The organism is Glutamicibacter sp. St.4D3 (genome assembly GCF_059728615.1).
In genome coordinates this window covers 2,786,374-2,802,510 of record NZ_AP039380.1, presented here as the reverse complement: position 1 = coordinate 2,802,510, position 16,137 = coordinate 2,786,374, and the positions used below count along the sequence as shown (strand labels likewise).

Here is a 16,137-nt window from a genome sequence, read left to right as displayed (position 1 = left end):
CTGTGTGTCTCCTAGTCCTGCGGTTGGGAAACACCGGAGACCATGTCACCGGTGCGCTCCTCGTCGTAGTAGCGGGCCACGTCGGCCTGGGCGAGCATGCCCACCAGCTTGTGCCCGTCGATGACCGGCAGGCGGCGCACCTGGTGCTGCTGCATGGTCTTGATGGCCTCCTCCACGGAGTCGTCCGCGCCGATGGTCACCGGCTTGCCCTGGGCGTAGTCGGCGACCTTCACCCGCGAGGTCTCCACCCCGTCGGCCACACAGTTGATGACGATGTCGCGGTCGGTGATGGTTCCGGCCAGCCGCTCATCGCTGCCGCAGATCGGCAGCATGCCCACATCCAGCTGCCGCATGCGCTGCGCGGCGACCTGGATGGAATCCTGCTCGTTGACGCACTCGGCCGGAGAGGTCATGAGTTCTCGTGCGGTCACTGTTGCCATGGTCCTACTTCCTTCCTTTTCAGGGGAACGGAAGCCGGTCGGCTCCCTGAGTTGTCGATGCCCGCCGCCGCTGCCGATGCACTGAAGCAAAATCCGCTGCGGCGGCATCCAGGCACACCCCCAGCGTCGCCGTTGCCCGGGCGCAGCGGCAATGATTGCCAGCAACCTTTATGCCGTTACCGCCGGCGGGCCAAGCTGGGGGCCGGGCATCCTGTAAGAAACCGATTAAGCGTGTTCCCGCGCCACCGTGCGTGGTACTTGGTAGGGGGTCAGCTGTTGCGTGCGCGGCCGCTGGCACCCCACGTTCCCGAATCGAGGAAAGGCGGAACACCACATGGGTTTCATCGACAAGGCCAAGGACGCGATGAAGGAAACCATCGACAAGATCAAGGACCCGGACCAGAACCTGGTGGAGAAGGCCTGGCCGGTTTCCGAGGGGAACCCGGATGTGGATGACCGTCCAGAGCCCGGGGAAGAGGACGACCCCACCGTGGGCATCGACCCGGACCTGGATCCCTCCGAGGGCGACCAGTACGACGACGAGCGCTAGGACCACCGCCGGCGGCAGCCACCGTCCGGCGCACCCCCGGCACCAGCCCATCCCAACCGAAAGGCAGGCATGAAGGCACTGACATGGCAAGGCAAGCGCAAGATCGAGTACACCCAGGTTCCCGACCCGCAGCTGCAGCAGCCCACTGACGCGATCGTGCGGATCACCTCCACCGCGATCTGCGGTTCGGATCTGCACCTGTACGAACTGCTCGGCCCGTTCATGCAGGAGGGGGACATCATCGGCCACGAACCCATGGGCGTGGTCGTTGAGGTGGGCAGCGAGGTGCACAACCTCAAGGTCGGGGACCGGGTAGTGATCCCCTTCAACATCGCCTGCGGCCACTGCTGGATGTGCGAGCATGGGCTGCAGTCCCAGTGCGAAACCACCCAGGTCAAGGACCAGGGCAAGGGGGCAGCGCTGTTCGGGTATTCGAAGATGTACGGGCAGGTGCCCGGCGGGCAGGCCGAACTGCTGCGGGTGCCGCACGCCGACTACGGCCCGATCGTGGTGGGCAACGAGCTGCCCGACCACCGCTACCTGTTCCTCTCGGACATCCTGCCCACCGCCTGGCAGGCCGTGCAGTACGCGCAGGTGCCCGACGGCGGGAGCGTGGCGGTCTTCGGGCTGGGGCCGGTCGGGCAGCTGGCCTCCCGCATCGCCACCCACCTGGGCTACCGGGTCATCGGGGTGGACCCGGTGGCCGAACGCCGCGACATGGCCGCCCGCCATGGGGTGGAAACCCTGAACTTCAAGTCCTCCAGCGCCAAGGAACTGGCGGAAATGACCGGTCGCGGACCGGATTCGGTCATTGACGCGGTGGGCATGGAGGCGCACGGTTCACCGGCGGCCTGGGTGGCGCAGCAGGCGACCGGCCTGCTGCCGGGCCCGGTGGCGGAACTGGCGATGAAGCATGCGGCGGTGGACCGCACCGCGGTGCTGCATTCGGCGGTGTCCTCGGTGCGCCGCGGCGGAACGATTTCGCTCAGTGGAGTCTACGGTGGGGCCGTGACACCGATGCCGCTGCTGGAGATGTTCGACAAGCAGATCACCGTGAAGCAGGGCCAGTGCAATGTGCGGCGCTGGATCGATGACCTGTTGCCGCTGACCGAGGATTCAGCTGACCCGCTGGGCCTGGACGACCTGGTCACCCACACCGCCCCGCTCTCCCGCGGGCCGGAGCTCTATGAGACCTTCCAGAAGAAGGACGGCTGCATCAAGGTGGTGCTAACGCCCTAGGGAACCACCAGGCCGAACGGTCCCGGAAGAGTGCTCAAGCGCTCTTCCGGGGCCGTTTGGTCTCTGTGGACTTCTTCGCGCTGGAGGTGGTGCCCTTCTTGGCCGCCGGTTTCCTGGCCGCCGTCTTTTTAGCGGCCGGCTTCTTCTCTGCCGACTTTTTGGTCTCCGTCTTCTTCTGCGCAGTTTTCTTCGCGGTGGTTTTTGTGGTGCTGGTCTTCTCGTCCGAGGAGTTCTTGGCCGCTGTCTTCGTGGCCGTGGATTTCTTGGTGCCCTTGGTGGCTGCTTCCTTCTTGGCCGCCGTCTTCTTGCCGCCGGACCCCGAATCAGCGTCCTCATCCTCGGCCTCGGCGTCCTTGGCCGGCTTCGAGCGGGTGGCCGCCTTGGCCTTGCCGCCGCGTTTGGAATCGATGCTGCGCTTCAGCGCCTCCATCAGGTCAATGACCTCCCCGGAGGATTCGGTCTCGGCCGGGGCCTCACCGAACGTGGCGTCGGTGTCCAGCGCGTCCCCCTGCTTCAGTTTTTCGTCAATGAGGGTGCGCAGCTCGTTCTGGTAGTCGTCCTCGAACTGGCTCGAATCGAAATCCCCGGTGAACTGCTCCACCAACGCCGCCGACATCTTCAGCTCCTGCGGGGAAATCTTCGCCGCACCATGGGCGGCAGGGAAATCGGCTTCCCGCAATTCATCGCCCCACATCATGGACTGCAGCACCATGACATCGTCACGCACCCGCAGGACGCCCAGCCGGGTCTTCTGGCGCAACGCGAACTTCACCACCGCCATCAGCTCGGTCTGCTCCAACGTGCGGCGCAGCAGCGCGTAGGCCTTGGGGGACTTGGAATCCGGTTCCAGGTAGTAACTGCGCTCCAGGGTCAGCGGGTCGATCTGCTCTGCCGGAACGAACTGCACCACATCGATTTCGCGGCTCTTCTCCGAGGGCAGCGCATCCATTTCCTCGTCGGTGAGCACCACGGTCTGCTCACCGGTGTCGTAGGCCTTGTCGATGTGCTGATAGGTGATCTTCTTCCCGCACACCTCACAGCGCCGCTCGTAGCGGATCCGGCCGCCGTCCTTGTCGTGAACCTGATGCAGGTCAATGTCGTGGTCGCTGGCCGCACCGTAGGCCTTGACCGGCACGTTGACCAGCCCGAACGCAATAGAACCTGTCCAGATAGCACGCATAGGCACAGTCAAGCAGGAAGGCAGTGGCGCTGACTAGGGGGCGCAGCAAACTTCATGGTTCTTCCGCCATCACCCGGCCCCGCTGTCCGCCGGCGGGGCGGACAACCGCAAAGCTTGCCATGAGCGGTTGGGCACCGTCACCCGGCAGGGCACAGTGGGAAACAGCGGCACGGGCCTTGAGCAAGGAGCCGGGCCAACGCACGATGGCAGTAGCCGGCACGTGGGAAGCGTGCGGCAGATAGGGGAGGGACGCATGGCTCGGCGGGGCGGCGAACAAAGCGTGAGCATTGACGGACACACCCTGCGGGTCAGCAACCTGGACAAGGTGCTGTATCCGCAGACCGGGACCACCAAGGGTGAGGTGATCGACTACTACGCCCGGGTGGCGCCCACCCTGATCAGCTACGCGGCCTGGCGCCCGGCCACCCGCAAACGCTGGGTCGAAGGGGTCGGTACGGAGGACAAGCCGCTGCAGCCGTTCTTCCGCAAGGACCTGGAGGACTCCGCCCCCAGCTGGATTCCCACCGGGAAGATCCAGCATTCGGATCACGTGAACACCTACCCGCTGGTCAACGAACCGGCGGTCCTGGCCTGGCTCGGGCAGGTGGCCGCCCTGGAAATCCATGTCCCGCAGTGGCGCTTTGATCCCACCCTGAACCCGCAGAACCCGGACCGCATGGTGCTGGACTTGGATCCCGGGCCCGGGGCCGGACTGGCCGAATGCGTTCAGGTGGCCAAATGGTGCCGTGAAATCCTGGAGGGGATGGGCATGCAGGCGCTGCCGGTGACCAGCGGGTCCAAGGGCATCCACCTGTATGCGCCGCTGGATGGCACCCATACTTCCGAGCAGATCTCCGCGGTCGCCCGTGAAATGGCCCGTTCCCTGGAGCAGGACCAGCCGGAGCTGGTGGTCTCGAACATGAAGCGCTCGCTGCGTGAGGGGAAGGTGCTTGTGGACTGGAGCCAGAACAACGCGGCCAAGACCACCATCTGCCCGTATTCCCTGCGCGGACGCGCCCACCCGACCGTGGCCGTTCCCCGGCACTGGGAGGAACTGGAGGATCCGGATCTGCGCCACCTGGAGTACCCGGAGGTGCTGCAGCGCCTGGAGGAGGGCAACGATCCGCTCACCCCGCTGGCCGATACGGCCAGCACGGATCGGCTGGCCACCTACCGCTCCATGCGCGATGCGGCCAAGACCCCGGAGCCGGTGCCCGAACCACGCACCAAGACCACGCTGCGCACGGTCGGGCAGCAGGCCACGTTCGTCATCCAGAAACACCAGGCCCGCCGCCTGCATTGGGATTTCCGGCTGGAGCACGACGGGGTGCTGGTGTCCTGGGCGGTGCCCAAGGGACCGCCGCTGCGCCAGGGCGTGCACCGGCTGGCCGTCATGACCGAAGACCACCCGCTGGAATACGCCAGCTTCCACGGCAGCATCCCCAAGGGGGAGTACGGGGCGGGCACCGTGGAAATCTGGGACACCGGCACCTGCCGGATCGAGGAGTGGGAGGACGACAAGAAGGTCATCGCCGTGCTGGAGGGACGCCCCGACGGCGGGCTGGAGGGCGTACCGCGCCGCTTCGTGCTCATCCACGCGAAGAACATGGGTGGGGAGCGCAACTGGCTGCTGCAGCTGACCAAGGACCAGCCCTCCGAACACGAGCGGTCCGAACCGGAACCGAGCGAGGAACCAGGCGCACCGGCTTCCCCCACCAAGGCCCGGGCCACCCGCAAATCTAACGGCAACGGGCCGAGGCCCGCGCAGCTGCGCGAACTGCGTCCGATGCTGGCCACCGCCGGAAGTCTGGGGGACATCGACCCGGAGGAATGCTGGTCCTTTGAAATGAAATGGGACGGCTACCGCGCCCTGGTGGGCACCACCGGGGGAAAGCTGAGCATCACCAGCCGCAACGGCAAGGACCTGACCGAGCTGTTCCCCGAACTGGCTGAAATCACCGGGCTGGCCCCGCAGGGCAGCATCCTGGACGGGGAAATCGTGGCGTTGGATTCCACGGGGCGCCCCGACTTCGGGTTGCTGCAGCAGCGGCTGTCCAGCACCGCCAAGTCCTCGCGGTCCACCGCCAAGGCCCGCTCCGGTGCCGGGAAACCGGATGTGCACCTGATGCTCTTTGACGCGTTGGCGTTGCCCGGTGAGGGTGGAGCGATGCAGGACCTGACCGATGAGATCTACCAGGTGCGCCGCGAACGGCTGCAGCAGGCGGTGCGCGAAGGCCGTTTCATCCACATTCCACCGGCCCATCATGGGGCGGCGCCGGACGCGGTGGCCACCAGCGAAGAGCTGGGGCTGGAAGGCATCGTCGCCAAGGAATGCGACAGCAGCTATGAACCGGGCCGGCGCAGCCGCGAATGGATCAAGATCAAGCACCAGGCCCACCAGGAGGTGGTGGTGATCGGCTGGCGGCAGGGCCAGGGGGCGCGCAGCTCCAGCTTTGGCTCCCTGCTGCTGGCCATCCCCGACCAGCAGGGCACCTTGCACTACGCCGGGCGGGTGGGCACCGGGTTCCGCGAGGAACAGCTGACCCAGATCCGCGCCCGGCTTCAGAAGCTCACCCGCAAGACCCCGCCGGCCAAGGACGTGCCGGCCGCCGATCAGCGCGACGCCCACTGGGTCAGCCCGAAGCTGGTCGGCGAGGTGCAATACAGCGAGACCACCCGGGACGGGCGCCTGCGCCATCCGGTGTGGCGCGGCTGGCGCCCGGACAAGGACCCGGAGCAGGTCCGCCGCGAATAACCGCCCACTTATCGCTGGCTGGGATCTTGCTGGACGTCCTTGGGACTGAGCCCGGCCAGATGACAGGGTGGTGGCAACCGGTGCGAAACGAACCGGACTCGATCACGGAAAGGAGAAGGACCATGCAAACTTGTGCCAATTGCGGAAACACGGCCCAGGACATGTTCAGTATCACCCGCGACGAGATGACCCGGCACTTTGACAGTTTTGAATGCGCGATCCACATGATGGCCCCGCGCTGCGCGCACTGTCAGTGTGCCATTCTCGGCCACCCGGTGCGCAAGGAGGGCGGAGCGTTCTGCTGCTCCCACTGCGCCGAGGGAAGCGAATCGTCGCAGGTGCCCACGCAGTAATCGCGAAGCACGGCGGCTGGCCGAAGCACCGAGGGCTTCTTCGCACCCAGCCACTATCCGCAACCACCAATTTCCAATTCACCAACCATCAGCAACAGCCCGCCACCGGCGGGAAGTAAGGGGATAGAAATGAAAATCCTGATCCGTCTGCTGAGTCTGGGAGTGTCGATGCTGGCCGGACTGGTCGGCACCAAGCTCATCAGCGCCGTCTGGCGCAAGGGCACCGGCGAAGAGCCGCCGAGCCCGGCCAACCCAAAGGAACAGCAGCAGGCCACCGTGCCCAAGCTGCTGGTCTTCGCCGCGATTTCCGGGGCGAGCGCCGCGGTCATCCAGGCCATCACCAAGCGCTGGACCGGCCAGCTGGAAGCCAAGGTCGGCTAGCCAGCCCGCGGGCCAGGGCCAACAGGAGACAGCATGACACAGCTCAGTGGGGACTTCCGGCATCCGGCCTTGCTGCTCATCGACCTGCAGAACGCGTTCTTTGAGACCGAGGAGCTGGCCGCCAAGCGCGATCAGGTGGTGGCCAACTGCAACCGCCTGATCGCCGCCGCCCGCGAGGCCGGGGTACCGGTGATCAACGCCCGCACCGTGCACAAGCGAGACGGCTCCACCTGGACCCTGAAGATGCTGGAGGACGAACAGGGCTACCTGTTCGAGGGCACCGAGCAGGCCGAGAACCTGAGTGAACTGGACCTGGACGGGGCCATCAGCATCATCAAGCGGCGCGACAGCGTCTTTTGGAACACCGAACTGCTCACCCAGCTGCTGCAGCACCGGGTCACCTCGCTGATCATGGCCGGGGTGTCCTCGCACACCTGCGTGGCGGCCACCGCCTCGGACGCGTTCGCCGCGAACCTGGCCGTGGTCGTGGCCACCGACGCGGTGGCCTCCGAGGACCCGGATTTTGAGGATGTCACCCTGAAGCTGCTGCGCGAGCAGCACCGCCAGCGCCTGGCCGAAACCTCCTCCATTGTGCGCCTGCTCCAGGTCTCGCACTCCCACCACAACGAATCGACCGACCCCAACCCGTTGGAGAATGCACCCACGAACACCGGGCGCGAACGAAAGGACTGAGGACATGACCCTGAACAACTCCGAATTTGACGACGTGCGCCGCGACGAGGACATCGACGAGCCGATCGACGGACGCGACAGCCAGCCGGTCAGCGAAGGCTCCTCCGACGCCCCGCAGACCCTGGAATCCGAGGATCCGCTGCGCGGCCAGGACGCCATCCTGGACGAGGACGACGAACACGCCTTCGGCACCGGGCCGCTGGAGGGCGACGACGAGGAGCGGATCGTGGGCGACCCGCAGCTCGAACAGGACATCGACCCAGGGGTGGACGAAGCCCGGCCCGCCAACCAGGGCGACCACCGCGACGACCCGGACCTGGACTGACCCCAGGGCCTTCCCACCCGCCCCGGCTGCCGGTTGGCAGCCGGGGCGCGGCGCGAGAGCACACACAGGAGGCAGCAATGACTGAGCGACTAGTGGCCGATACCCTCGTGGACCGGCTTGCCGAGTGGGGCGTCACCCGCATCTACGGCTACAGCGGGGACGGGATCAACACGTTCCTCGGCGCGCTGCGGCGCAAATCCATGCCGTTCATCCAGGCCCGGCATGAGGAAGCCGCCGGGTTCATGGCGGTGGCCCACAGCAAGTACGCGCTCGGCCAGCTTGGCCAGCAGGCCGATACCGGCACCGGGGTGGACATCGGGGTGATGACCTCCACCCAGGGCCCCGGGGCGGTGCACCTGCTCAACGCCCTGTACGACGCAAAACTGGACAGCATTCCGGTGGTGGCCATCGTCGGGCAGCAGAACCGGCCCTCCCTGGGCAGCGAATACCAGCAGGAAATCGACCTGGAGGGCATGTTCCAGGATGTGGCCGCCTACCGGGAGGAAGTGACCACCGCCGAACAGGTGATCCCGGTGCTTGACCGGGCGCTGCGCACCGCGCTGGCCACCTCCGCGCCCGCCGTGGTGATCGTGCCGCACGACGTGCAGCAGCAGGCCGAAAAGATCCCCGGCGGCTCCCACGGCCAGATTCCCACCGCCGCCAGCTGGCAGCGCTCCAACGCGATGCCCGGCGAAGCCGAACTGCAGCAGGCCGCGGCCCTGCTCGATGACAGCGAACGCATCACCCTGCTGGTCGGCCAGGGCGTCCGGCAGGCCGGGGAACAGGTGCGCCAACTGGCCCACGAGCTGGACGCGGCGGTGGTCACCAGCCTGCTGGGCAAACCTTACGTGGATGAAACCCTGCCCACCAGCGCCGGGGTCATGGGGCACCTGGGCACCTCGGCCAGCGCCGCGGTGATGGAGGAATGCGACGCCCTGCTGATCATTGGCTCCAATGACCCATGGACCGAGTTCTACCCCAAGCCCGGCAGCGCCCGGGGCGTGCAGATCGACATCTCCGCCCAGCGCCCGGGCAACCGCTACCCGGTGGAGGTCGCCCTGATCGGCGACGCGGCGCTGAGCCTGGAACGGCTCCAACAGCTGATCACCCGCCGCGCCGGGCAGCGCGGCGCCTGGCGGGAACGGGTCGAGGAACACGTGCGCAACTGGCATGAGGTGCGCCGCCAGCGGGCCGCGGTGCCCGCCCGGCCGATCAACCCCGAACTGGTGGTGCGCGAACTGGGCGAACACCTGCCGCACGACGCCCAGCTGGCCCTGGACGTGGGAAGCTGCGTGTACTGGTACGCCCGGCAGCTGATCCTGCCGCCGAATGTGCCCGCCCACCTGTGCAGCACCCTGGCCAGCATGGGCGGGGGAGTGCCCTACGGGATCGCGGCCAAGCTGCTGCACCCGGACCGTCCGGTGGTGGTGCTGGCCGGCGACGGCGGCATGCAGATGAGCGGCAACGCGGAACTGATCACCCTGGCCGCCCAGTGGAAGAACTGGTCGAATCCCGGGTTCGTGGTCTGCGTGCTGAACAACTCCGATCTGGCCGAGGTCACCTGGGAGCAGCGTGAAACGGAAGGGGACCCGCGCTACGAGCAGAGCCAGCAGCTGCCCGGCTTCCCATTCGCCGAATACGCCCGGCTGCTGGGCCTGGGCGGCATCAAGGTCACCGACCCGCAACAGCTCGGCGCCGCCTGGCACCAGGCGCTGAACGAGGAGCGCCCGGTGGTCCTGGAGGTGCACACCGACCCGGACACCCCGCTGCTGCCCCCGGTGCCGCACCTCGTGCAGAAGCTGCCGGACCTGCGCAACGGCCTGGAACAGGAAGGCGATTCCGGCGCCCACGGCCTGGAGCTGCTGGAACGCTACGTGAAAATCGAAACCGACCTGTTCGGTTCGCAGGAGGGATAGCCCATGGAGGTCACCACCGTCGCCGACGGCATCTACCTGGTGTCCGCGGCCAACGTGAACTGCTATGTGGTGGAGGACGAGCAGGGCTGCACCCTCATCGATGCCGGCCTGCCCGCGATGCGCCACGCCCTGGCCGGGCTGCTGGCCGGACTGGAACGCCACGGCAAGCCGCTGCGGGCCATCGTGCTCACCCACGGACACTTCGACCACGTGGGCACCGCCCGCTGGGCCCAGCAGCGCTACCGGGTGCCGGTCTACGTGCACGCCCTGGACCGGCGGCTGGCCGCCCACCCCTACCGCTACCGGTCCCAGGGCAGCCGCCTGCTCTACCCGCTGGCCCACCCGCAGGCCCTGCCCGGGCTCGGGCAGATGATGCTGCATGGCGCCCTGTGGGTGCGCGGGGTGCAGGAAACCGACACCTGGCAGGAGCAGCAGCCGCTGCCGGTGCCCGGCAACCCGGTCCCGATCCACACCCCGGGGCACACCGACGGGCACTGCGCCCTGCACCTGCCCGAGCGTGACGTGGTGTTTTCCGGCGATGCGGTGGTGACCCTGGACCCGTACAACACCCGCACCGGTCCACGGATCGTGGCCAGTGCCGCCACCGCGGACCTTGACCAGGCGCTGCGCTCCCTGGAGCCCATCGCCCAGACCGAGGCCCGCACGCTGCTCAGCGGCCACGGCCAGCCCTGGCTTTCCGGGGCCCGAAGTGCAGTGGAGGAGGCCCGGAAGGCGAAAGCCGACTAGGTCACCGGCCCACCAGGGCCTTCCGAGCGTATTCGATCGAAGCCGCGTCCCCGCCCCGTCCAACTTCGGACGGGGCGGGGACGCGGCCGTGTCAGACCGAATCGGCGGAGTCCGCGGAGGCCTCCTGGGTGAAGAAGGAAACCTTCCCGCTGGCCTCCATGATCGCCAGGCGGATCTCACTGTATTTTTCGATGCCCGACTGGCGGGCCAGCATGCTCAGCTCGTCAATGCCGATGCGTTCACGGTGCAGCGCCTTGCGGTCAATCTGCCCGTCCCGCACCAGCACGATGGGCCGGCCCTGGGTGATCTTTCCGAACTTGGGCCAGCGCATGTTCGCATAGCCCAGGATCGCGGCGAGCAGGACCACGGTGGTCACTGCCAGCAGGCTGCCGGTCAGGCTGCGGTCGTTCATGGTGATTCCCTGCTGGACCAGGTCACCCAGGACCACGAAGACCACCAGTTCAAAGGAGCTCAGCTCCCCCAGGGTGGCCCGCCCCGCGGCGCGGGTGACCAGCCAGATAATGAAGAAGGCGATGGCTGCACGGATGACTATTTCCATTACGGAATCCTCCAGGTCTTGAAGTCAAGCGCAGCCGTCTCGGGTTTGCCGGTGTCCACGGTGAGGGTACCGGCGGTGGCCGGCTCCCACTCCTCGGACGCTTCGCCGGTCAGTTTCAGGTGAAACTCCTTGGCGCCGGGTTCGGTGGCCAGGGTGAGCTGGATGTTCCCATCCCCATCGGCGGTCTGCGATTCGGGATCAGGGTAGATGTCCAGACCCTCGAAGAAGGAGAGGTACTCTTCGGTGAGCCCCACCGTGATCGTCTCCGGAAGGCCCTCGGAGTCATTGATGTCCAGTTCAAGCTCGATCTCATTACCGGCCCGAGCCACCGACGGGTAAGACAACTCCACGTTGCCGTTCTGCAGGTTTTGCGAGACCGTGGCCTCCCGATCAAAGGAGTGGGCCAGGGCCGCGAGGATGAACAGCGCCGTCGTTATCAGAATTAGAAGGCTGGCCAGTCTCCGCCTGCGGTTCTCATCCTCATCGATCACGTCATCCAGCGTTGAATCATTGACCTTCGCCTGGTAGATGTTCCGCATCGTCTCCTCCTGTCGATTTCTCCCCGAAAGGCTGAGCATTGAGCAGGGACAAAAACTGCATTATTCATACTCTCTATCACTGATGCTAGTTCTATTTCCCTTGTCAGAGTCTGGTTTCAGGATTCTCTCAGACAGCACCGAGTTACGGAAGAGGGGTGAGCGAAACAGTTTCGACAACGGGGCTCCCAGCCCTAAAGGACACTGGTAATCCTTGTTCTGCTCGGGGAGCAGCAACGAGAATCGTAGGCAACTGGAGTCTAGGAGACCTTCGGTTCATCAGCCTTATCGCAAGGACACATTCTCGAGACTTTGGGAAGGTGGTTATGGAACGCAGGAGCTTGAACCGGCCAGTGTTGGAAAAGTATTTGCGGGAGCACGCGCTAGCCTCACAGATGTGCCTCCGGTATCTGGGAGCTGTTTGTCATCAGTGGCGCAACACCGACCTCGGCCCGGAGCTGGCGAAGATGTATGAGCAGGTGCGTGATGACCATAATGACCTGCGCGCAATCATGGGCCGTCTGGGGTTTGAGGAGATTAGTGGTTGCCGGGTACGCATCGGCAACAAGTGTCTGTCCGACCGTTTTTCCACAATCAAGATGGGCATTCCACCGACAATGGCCGGTACTCAGATGCAGCTGGACGCGGTATGCGGTCTGCTGAGTTCGAAACTGGCCATGTGGAACACGCTGCTCTCGCTGGTGACCAGCGAGGAACGGCTGAACCCAGTCGAACTGATCAGCCTGGCCGAGCGCGGCCAGTGGCAGATTGACCGGGTGCACAGCCTCAGCAGCCAGATGCGGCCAGAGCAGTTCACCTACACGCGCCGGTGACCAGCACAGTGAGGCTGGGATACCACAGTTGGCCAATACCTTTTTCGGGTAGAACCAGAAAACTCTGTGGGGTACCGCAGCACGGTACCCCACAGAGCGGTAAAGAAATGGATTGATATGGGAAGGGGGGGTTGAGTCTTTGTCTAGGCGATTGCCAATGGTGAGGGCGCACGCCAGTAGGTGGGGATCTGGGTAGTCAGCAGCTCGGGCACACGCAGGGCCACGGCGCTGTAGCGCCAGAACCGGACCCGGAATGTCTCCCACAGTTTCGGGACGACCTTTTCATAGAGGCAGCCGATGGTTTCGTCCTTGCCCCAAACGTTCACGACTTCAAGCGCAGAGGTGCCCAAGGTGACGCGCAGCAGGCATAGCCGTTCCGGCTCCTGCTCCAGCATCGCGACGTAAACCGGGGTTTCATGTAGCGACACGAGCGCCATTACATCTTCCAGCGGTTCGTCGCTTCGGGTCATAATGATCGGGGTGCCAGGCACCCAGCCATGAGATTCCAAATGCTTTCTGCCGTACCGTGAGCCTAAGACCTCGGCAACGAGTTCGGCAGTCCGTGAACGCACCATGCGGTTCGTCATTTTCTACCTCCTTCAATTGAAAGTGTTCCGGGTGGAACCACCCGGAAAGCCCCGCGAGTCTCGGCGCTGCCCCGACTCCAACCCCGGCTTGCGGATCAGCCAAAGGTAGGAAGTAGCGACGACCAAGGGCGTAGCCCTGACCCTAGCTGTGAAGTCAATCCCAAACTAGAGGCGGTGACCGGGGCCACTTTTTACTGTGGCAAAAAGGTTCCTCCATACGGCGCCGGCCTTTGGCGAAGCGGTCGGATGGGCTTGTGAATTAATCCTCCAAGTCCCTTCTGACAAACGTCCAATATTAGGAACTGGTGTTGTTACTCCTCTTGAGTGGGAGGCGATATGTCCGGGAAGGCGACCGATGCTTCCACGCTCGAAGCTGGGAACAAGCTGAGTGCGGCGCCTTTAGTTCTCCGGAGTGACTTGCAGGTTCGGTGCGGACAGCGCTATCCACTACGATCGAACCCGGGCGCCAACGAAGCCGTACCGTTAATCAACGCGGCACAAAGAAAAAGAGGGATTGATGAAACATCCACAGCCCAGCCAGATCCTGGAGGGGCGGGCGCTGCTGTTCGCGGTGCTGGCGCTGTCTATGGGTGGCTTTGGCATCGGAGTCACCGAATTCGCCATCATGGGTCTACTTCAGGAAGGCGGAGCGGATCTGGGCGTGAACAACGCCCAGATGGGGCTGATGATTAGCGCCTACGCCATCGGCGTCGTTGTGGGAGCGCCCATACTTACGGCGCTCGCGGCGAAGATCCCCCGCAAGCGCGCGGTGCAGTACCTGATGATCTTCTTCACGCTGGCCAACTTTTCCTCGGCCCTGGCACCCGACTATGGAACGATGCTGTTCACCCGCTTCCTCTCCGGGTTGCCGCACGGCGCCTACTTCGGCCTGGCTGGCGTGTTGGCCGGTTCCCTGGTGCCCGCTTCGATGCGCGGCCGGGCCATCGCCTGGGTCATGCTGGGCCTCTCGGTCGCCAACGTCGCCGGGGTGCCGCTGGTGACCAAGTTGGGTCAGGAGGCCGGCTGGCGTTCCATGTTCCTCGTTGTGGCAATCGTTGGACTGCTGACGCTGCTGATGCTCAGCATTTTCGTCCCATGGCGCAAGGCCGAGGCCGGAGCAAGTATCCGCCGGGAACTCTCGGCGCTTAAGAGCCTGCAGGTGTGGCTTGCCATGGCCACCGGCGTGGTTGGCTTCGGAGGGTTCTTCGCCGTCTATTCCTACATCAGCCCCACGCTGACCGACGTGACCGGTATGGACATCGGCCTGGTTCCGATCGCGCTGGCGCTCTACGGGGTGGGCATGGTGGTCGGCTCCCTGATCGGCGGCCGGCTCGCGGATTGGTCCGTATTCGGTGCCATCAAGCTGACCTCGGTGATCATGGTGGTGGTCATGATCATCTTCGGGCTGGTCACCAGTTGGCTGATCCCCGCCTTCATCATGGTCTTCATCATGGGCGCCACCGGATCGCTGCTGATCCCGAGCCTGCAGACGCTGCTCATGGATTCGGCGCCCCATGCCCAGTCGCTCGCCGCATCCCTGAACCACTCGGCACTGAACGTTGCCAACGCGATGGGCGCGGCGTTGGGCGCAGCGGTGATCAGCGCTGGCTTCGGCTACCGAGCCCCGGCATTTGTCGGCGCCATTTTGGCGGCCCTTGGGTTGGTCCTGGCCGTGATCACCGAATATCGCTCGCGCAAGCTCGGGCTGAAAATCGGCCGGGAAGCACTGGCTGAGACGGAATCCTCCGCTCGGTAAATCCTGACGGGTATGGAGGCGGCGCGACGCCCACGGTCCCGTAGATGAGGAAGGGTGGTTCTCCGGTTAAGGCCGAAGAACCACCCTTCCTTGATTCAGTGCAAGCCTACTGGCTGGCGTCCGCTCCAATATTGAACATCCAGGTGACCCCGTAGCGGTCGGTCAGCTGGCCAAAGTAGTCACCCCAGGGTGCCTGCTCCAGCGGGATGTCGATATGTGAGTCCTTGCTGAGCTTGGACCACCATTCCTTGAGCGTATCGATCTCGGATGGCCCATCCTCACCGCTGCCGCTGATGGCGATTGTTCCATTGGGACCGACGTTCATGTCTGGGTGAGTGTCCGAGGCCATCAGATGCAGCCCGCGATCCACATAGAGCGAGGAGTGCATGATCTGATCCGCTACCTGTGGGTTGGATTCCCCGGCACCTTCGGCGAAGGTCATGAAACTCAGTTCACCCCCAAACACCGAATGGTAGAGTTCCATCGCCTCACGGGCGACTCCGCCGTAGCGCAGGTAGGGAGTCATTGCAACGGTCATTGGTTTCCCTCTCGTCTCATGGGAGCGAACTGTCCCGCGCTCATTCTTCCAGCTTGGGGTGGAACGCGGAAGGGTGCAGTGTGAGCAGCGTCTCGTGAGCTCGATTGGCGTTCTGGGCGGAGCTTCGGGTAGAGTTTTATCTCGGTTCGAAGGGAAGAAATTCCCCGGCAACCACACCTTCATCTGGGGGTATGGCGCAGTTGGTAGCGCGTCTGCATGGCATGCAGAAGGTCAGGGGTTCGAATCCCCTTACCTCCACCAGTAAAAAGTCCCGAGGCATCGCAAAATGCCTCGGGACTTTTTTATTTGCCTGATCTTTTCCGTCGGACTGGCGTTCGGTGGTCCGGCGGAAAAGGCTTACCCGGTTTCAGCGCGGTAGCCGATAGCGTGCTGCCGTTAGCGTTTGCCGCTACGAAATGCCTGTCGGGAGATTATGTGCTGGCAGACGCATGGAGCCTGGAACAGTACGGCCGCAGATGCTGCCGCCAACACGATGCCGAATGCCACCATGGTCGTTTTTCCGTGCATGCAGGGCGGCCCATGAATGAGTCTTCCTCGAGACAGCTTGCCCAGGTTGGGGCTATGGCGAATACAGTGAGTGTCAGCCCGGAGACGTGCGCCGAGGCCCGCAGGCTGAGCAGGGTATGGCGTCGTTTATTTTCGTTGCGCCCTGCATCTCCAGAACGTTGAGCGGATCGCGTCCGGCTCGCGGGTGCGCTCCCATGAATCCGCAGTAGTTAAGGGCAGCC

Annotated in this window: 17 protein-coding genes and 1 tRNA gene; 12 read left to right on the top strand and 6 right to left on the bottom strand. The window is 64.8% G+C overall.

The features are described from left to right. Positions 1–11 precede the first annotated feature (11 nt). A complete protein-coding gene (locus tag AC6I21_RS12890; RefSeq protein WP_054821703.1) occupies positions 12–440 on the bottom strand; it encodes a CBS domain-containing protein in 429 nt (142 codons plus the stop codon). Between the two features lie 334 nt (positions 441–774). On the opposite strand from AC6I21_RS12890, the gene AC6I21_RS12885 reads away from it, so the two are divergent. Then, positions 775–990: a hypothetical protein gene (locus AC6I21_RS12885; protein WP_138175957.1), complete on the top strand. Its 216-nt coding sequence runs from the start codon at positions 775–777 to the stop codon at positions 988–990. A gap of 69 nt (positions 991–1,059) precedes the next feature. Continuing rightward, positions 1,060–2,229 carry an alcohol dehydrogenase catalytic domain-containing protein gene (locus AC6I21_RS12880; protein ID WP_497762548.1) on the top strand — a complete coding sequence of 390 codons (1,170 nt, stop codon included), beginning with the start codon at positions 1,060–1,062 and terminating at the stop codon, positions 2,227–2,229. Between the two features lie 34 nt (positions 2,230–2,263). On the opposite strand, the gene ku is transcribed toward AC6I21_RS12880, so the two are convergent. Next, a complete protein-coding gene (ku, locus tag AC6I21_RS12875; protein WP_497762547.1) occupies positions 2,264–3,409 on the bottom strand; it encodes a non-homologous end joining protein Ku in 1,146 nt (381 codons plus the stop codon). A gap of 253 nt (positions 3,410–3,662) precedes the next feature. Here ku and AC6I21_RS12870 point away from each other — a divergent pair, with 253 nt between their 5' ends. The 7 genes from AC6I21_RS12870 to AC6I21_RS12840 all read left to right on the top strand — a co-directional run bounded on the left by AC6I21_RS12870 (position 3,663) and on the right by AC6I21_RS12840 (position 10,579). After that, entirely contained in the window at positions 3,663–6,164 is a 2,502-nt protein-coding gene (locus tag AC6I21_RS12870; protein ID WP_497762546.1) for an ATP-dependent DNA ligase, read from the top strand. 59 nt (positions 6,165–6,223) lie between these two features. Next, the gene (locus tag AC6I21_RS12865) at positions 6,224–6,517 is read left to right on the top strand and encodes a metallothionein (protein ID WP_497763426.1); all 294 of its coding nucleotides are present in this window, start codon (positions 6,224–6,226) and stop codon (positions 6,515–6,517) included. 129 nt (positions 6,518–6,646) lie between these two features. Then, positions 6,647–6,898 (top strand): DUF4235 domain-containing protein, encoded by a 252-nt coding sequence (locus AC6I21_RS12860; protein WP_054821171.1) that lies wholly within the window; start codon positions 6,647–6,649, stop codon positions 6,896–6,898. A 33-nt stretch (positions 6,899–6,931) separates the two neighbouring features. Then, positions 6,932–7,591 carry a cysteine hydrolase family protein gene (locus AC6I21_RS12855; protein WP_138175965.1) on the top strand — a complete coding sequence of 220 codons (660 nt, stop codon included), beginning with the start codon at positions 6,932–6,934 and terminating at the stop codon, positions 7,589–7,591. Between the two features lie 4 nt (positions 7,592–7,595). Beyond that, complete coding sequence (locus AC6I21_RS12850; RefSeq protein WP_138175967.1) at positions 7,596–7,916, top strand: hypothetical protein; 321 nt, start codon at positions 7,596–7,598, stop codon at positions 7,914–7,916. A gap of 77 nt (positions 7,917–7,993) precedes the next feature. Next, a complete protein-coding gene (locus AC6I21_RS12845) occupies positions 7,994–9,832 on the top strand; it encodes a thiamine pyrophosphate-requiring protein (protein ID WP_497762545.1) in 1,839 nt (612 codons plus the stop codon). 3 nt (positions 9,833–9,835) lie between these two features. After that, positions 9,836–10,579, top strand: coding sequence for an MBL fold metallo-hydrolase (locus AC6I21_RS12840; protein WP_138927080.1), 744 nt, complete (start codon positions 9,836–9,838; stop codon positions 10,577–10,579). Positions 10,580–10,670: 91 nt separating this feature from the next. On the opposite strand, the gene AC6I21_RS12835 is transcribed toward AC6I21_RS12840, so the two are convergent. Together AC6I21_RS12835 and AC6I21_RS12830 are read right to left on the bottom strand one after the other, a co-directional pair. Further along, entirely contained in the window at positions 10,671–11,138 is a 468-nt protein-coding gene (locus AC6I21_RS12835) for a DUF421 domain-containing protein (RefSeq protein WP_138175973.1), read from the bottom strand. Next, a complete protein-coding gene (locus AC6I21_RS12830; protein ID WP_138175975.1) occupies positions 11,138–11,677 on the bottom strand; it encodes a hypothetical protein in 540 nt (179 codons plus the stop codon). Before AC6I21_RS12830 ends, AC6I21_RS12835 begins: the two co-directional genes overlap by 1 nt. 323 nt (positions 11,678–12,000) lie before the next feature. Here AC6I21_RS12830 and AC6I21_RS12825 point away from each other — a divergent pair, with 323 nt between their 5' ends. Then, positions 12,001–12,507, top strand: coding sequence for a hypothetical protein (locus tag AC6I21_RS12825; RefSeq protein WP_138927083.1), 507 nt, complete (start codon positions 12,001–12,003; stop codon positions 12,505–12,507). Positions 12,508–12,650: 143 nt separating this feature from the next. Here the strand turns inward: AC6I21_RS12825 and AC6I21_RS12820 are convergent, their stop codons facing one another. Beyond that, the gene (locus tag AC6I21_RS12820) at positions 12,651–13,094 is read right to left on the bottom strand and encodes a hypothetical protein (RefSeq protein ID WP_054821076.1); all 444 of its coding nucleotides are present in this window, start codon (positions 13,092–13,094) and stop codon (positions 12,651–12,653) included. Positions 13,095–13,611: 517 nt separating this feature from the next. Between AC6I21_RS12820 and AC6I21_RS12815 the strand changes: the two genes are divergently transcribed. After that, on the top strand, positions 13,612–14,850 hold the full coding sequence (locus tag AC6I21_RS12815) for an MFS transporter (protein ID WP_421014522.1): 1,239 nt from the start codon (positions 13,612–13,614) through the stop codon (positions 14,848–14,850). A 106-nt stretch (positions 14,851–14,956) separates the two neighbouring features. Here the strand turns inward: AC6I21_RS12815 and AC6I21_RS12810 are convergent, their stop codons facing one another. Further along, positions 14,957–15,388, bottom strand: coding sequence for a VOC family protein (locus tag AC6I21_RS12810; protein ID WP_497762544.1), 432 nt, complete (start codon positions 15,386–15,388; stop codon positions 14,957–14,959). Between the two features lie 185 nt (positions 15,389–15,573). Here AC6I21_RS12810 and AC6I21_RS12805 point away from each other — a divergent pair. Continuing rightward, positions 15,574–15,649, top strand: a tRNA-Ala gene (locus tag AC6I21_RS12805). Positions 15,650–16,137: the final 488 nt, after the last annotated feature.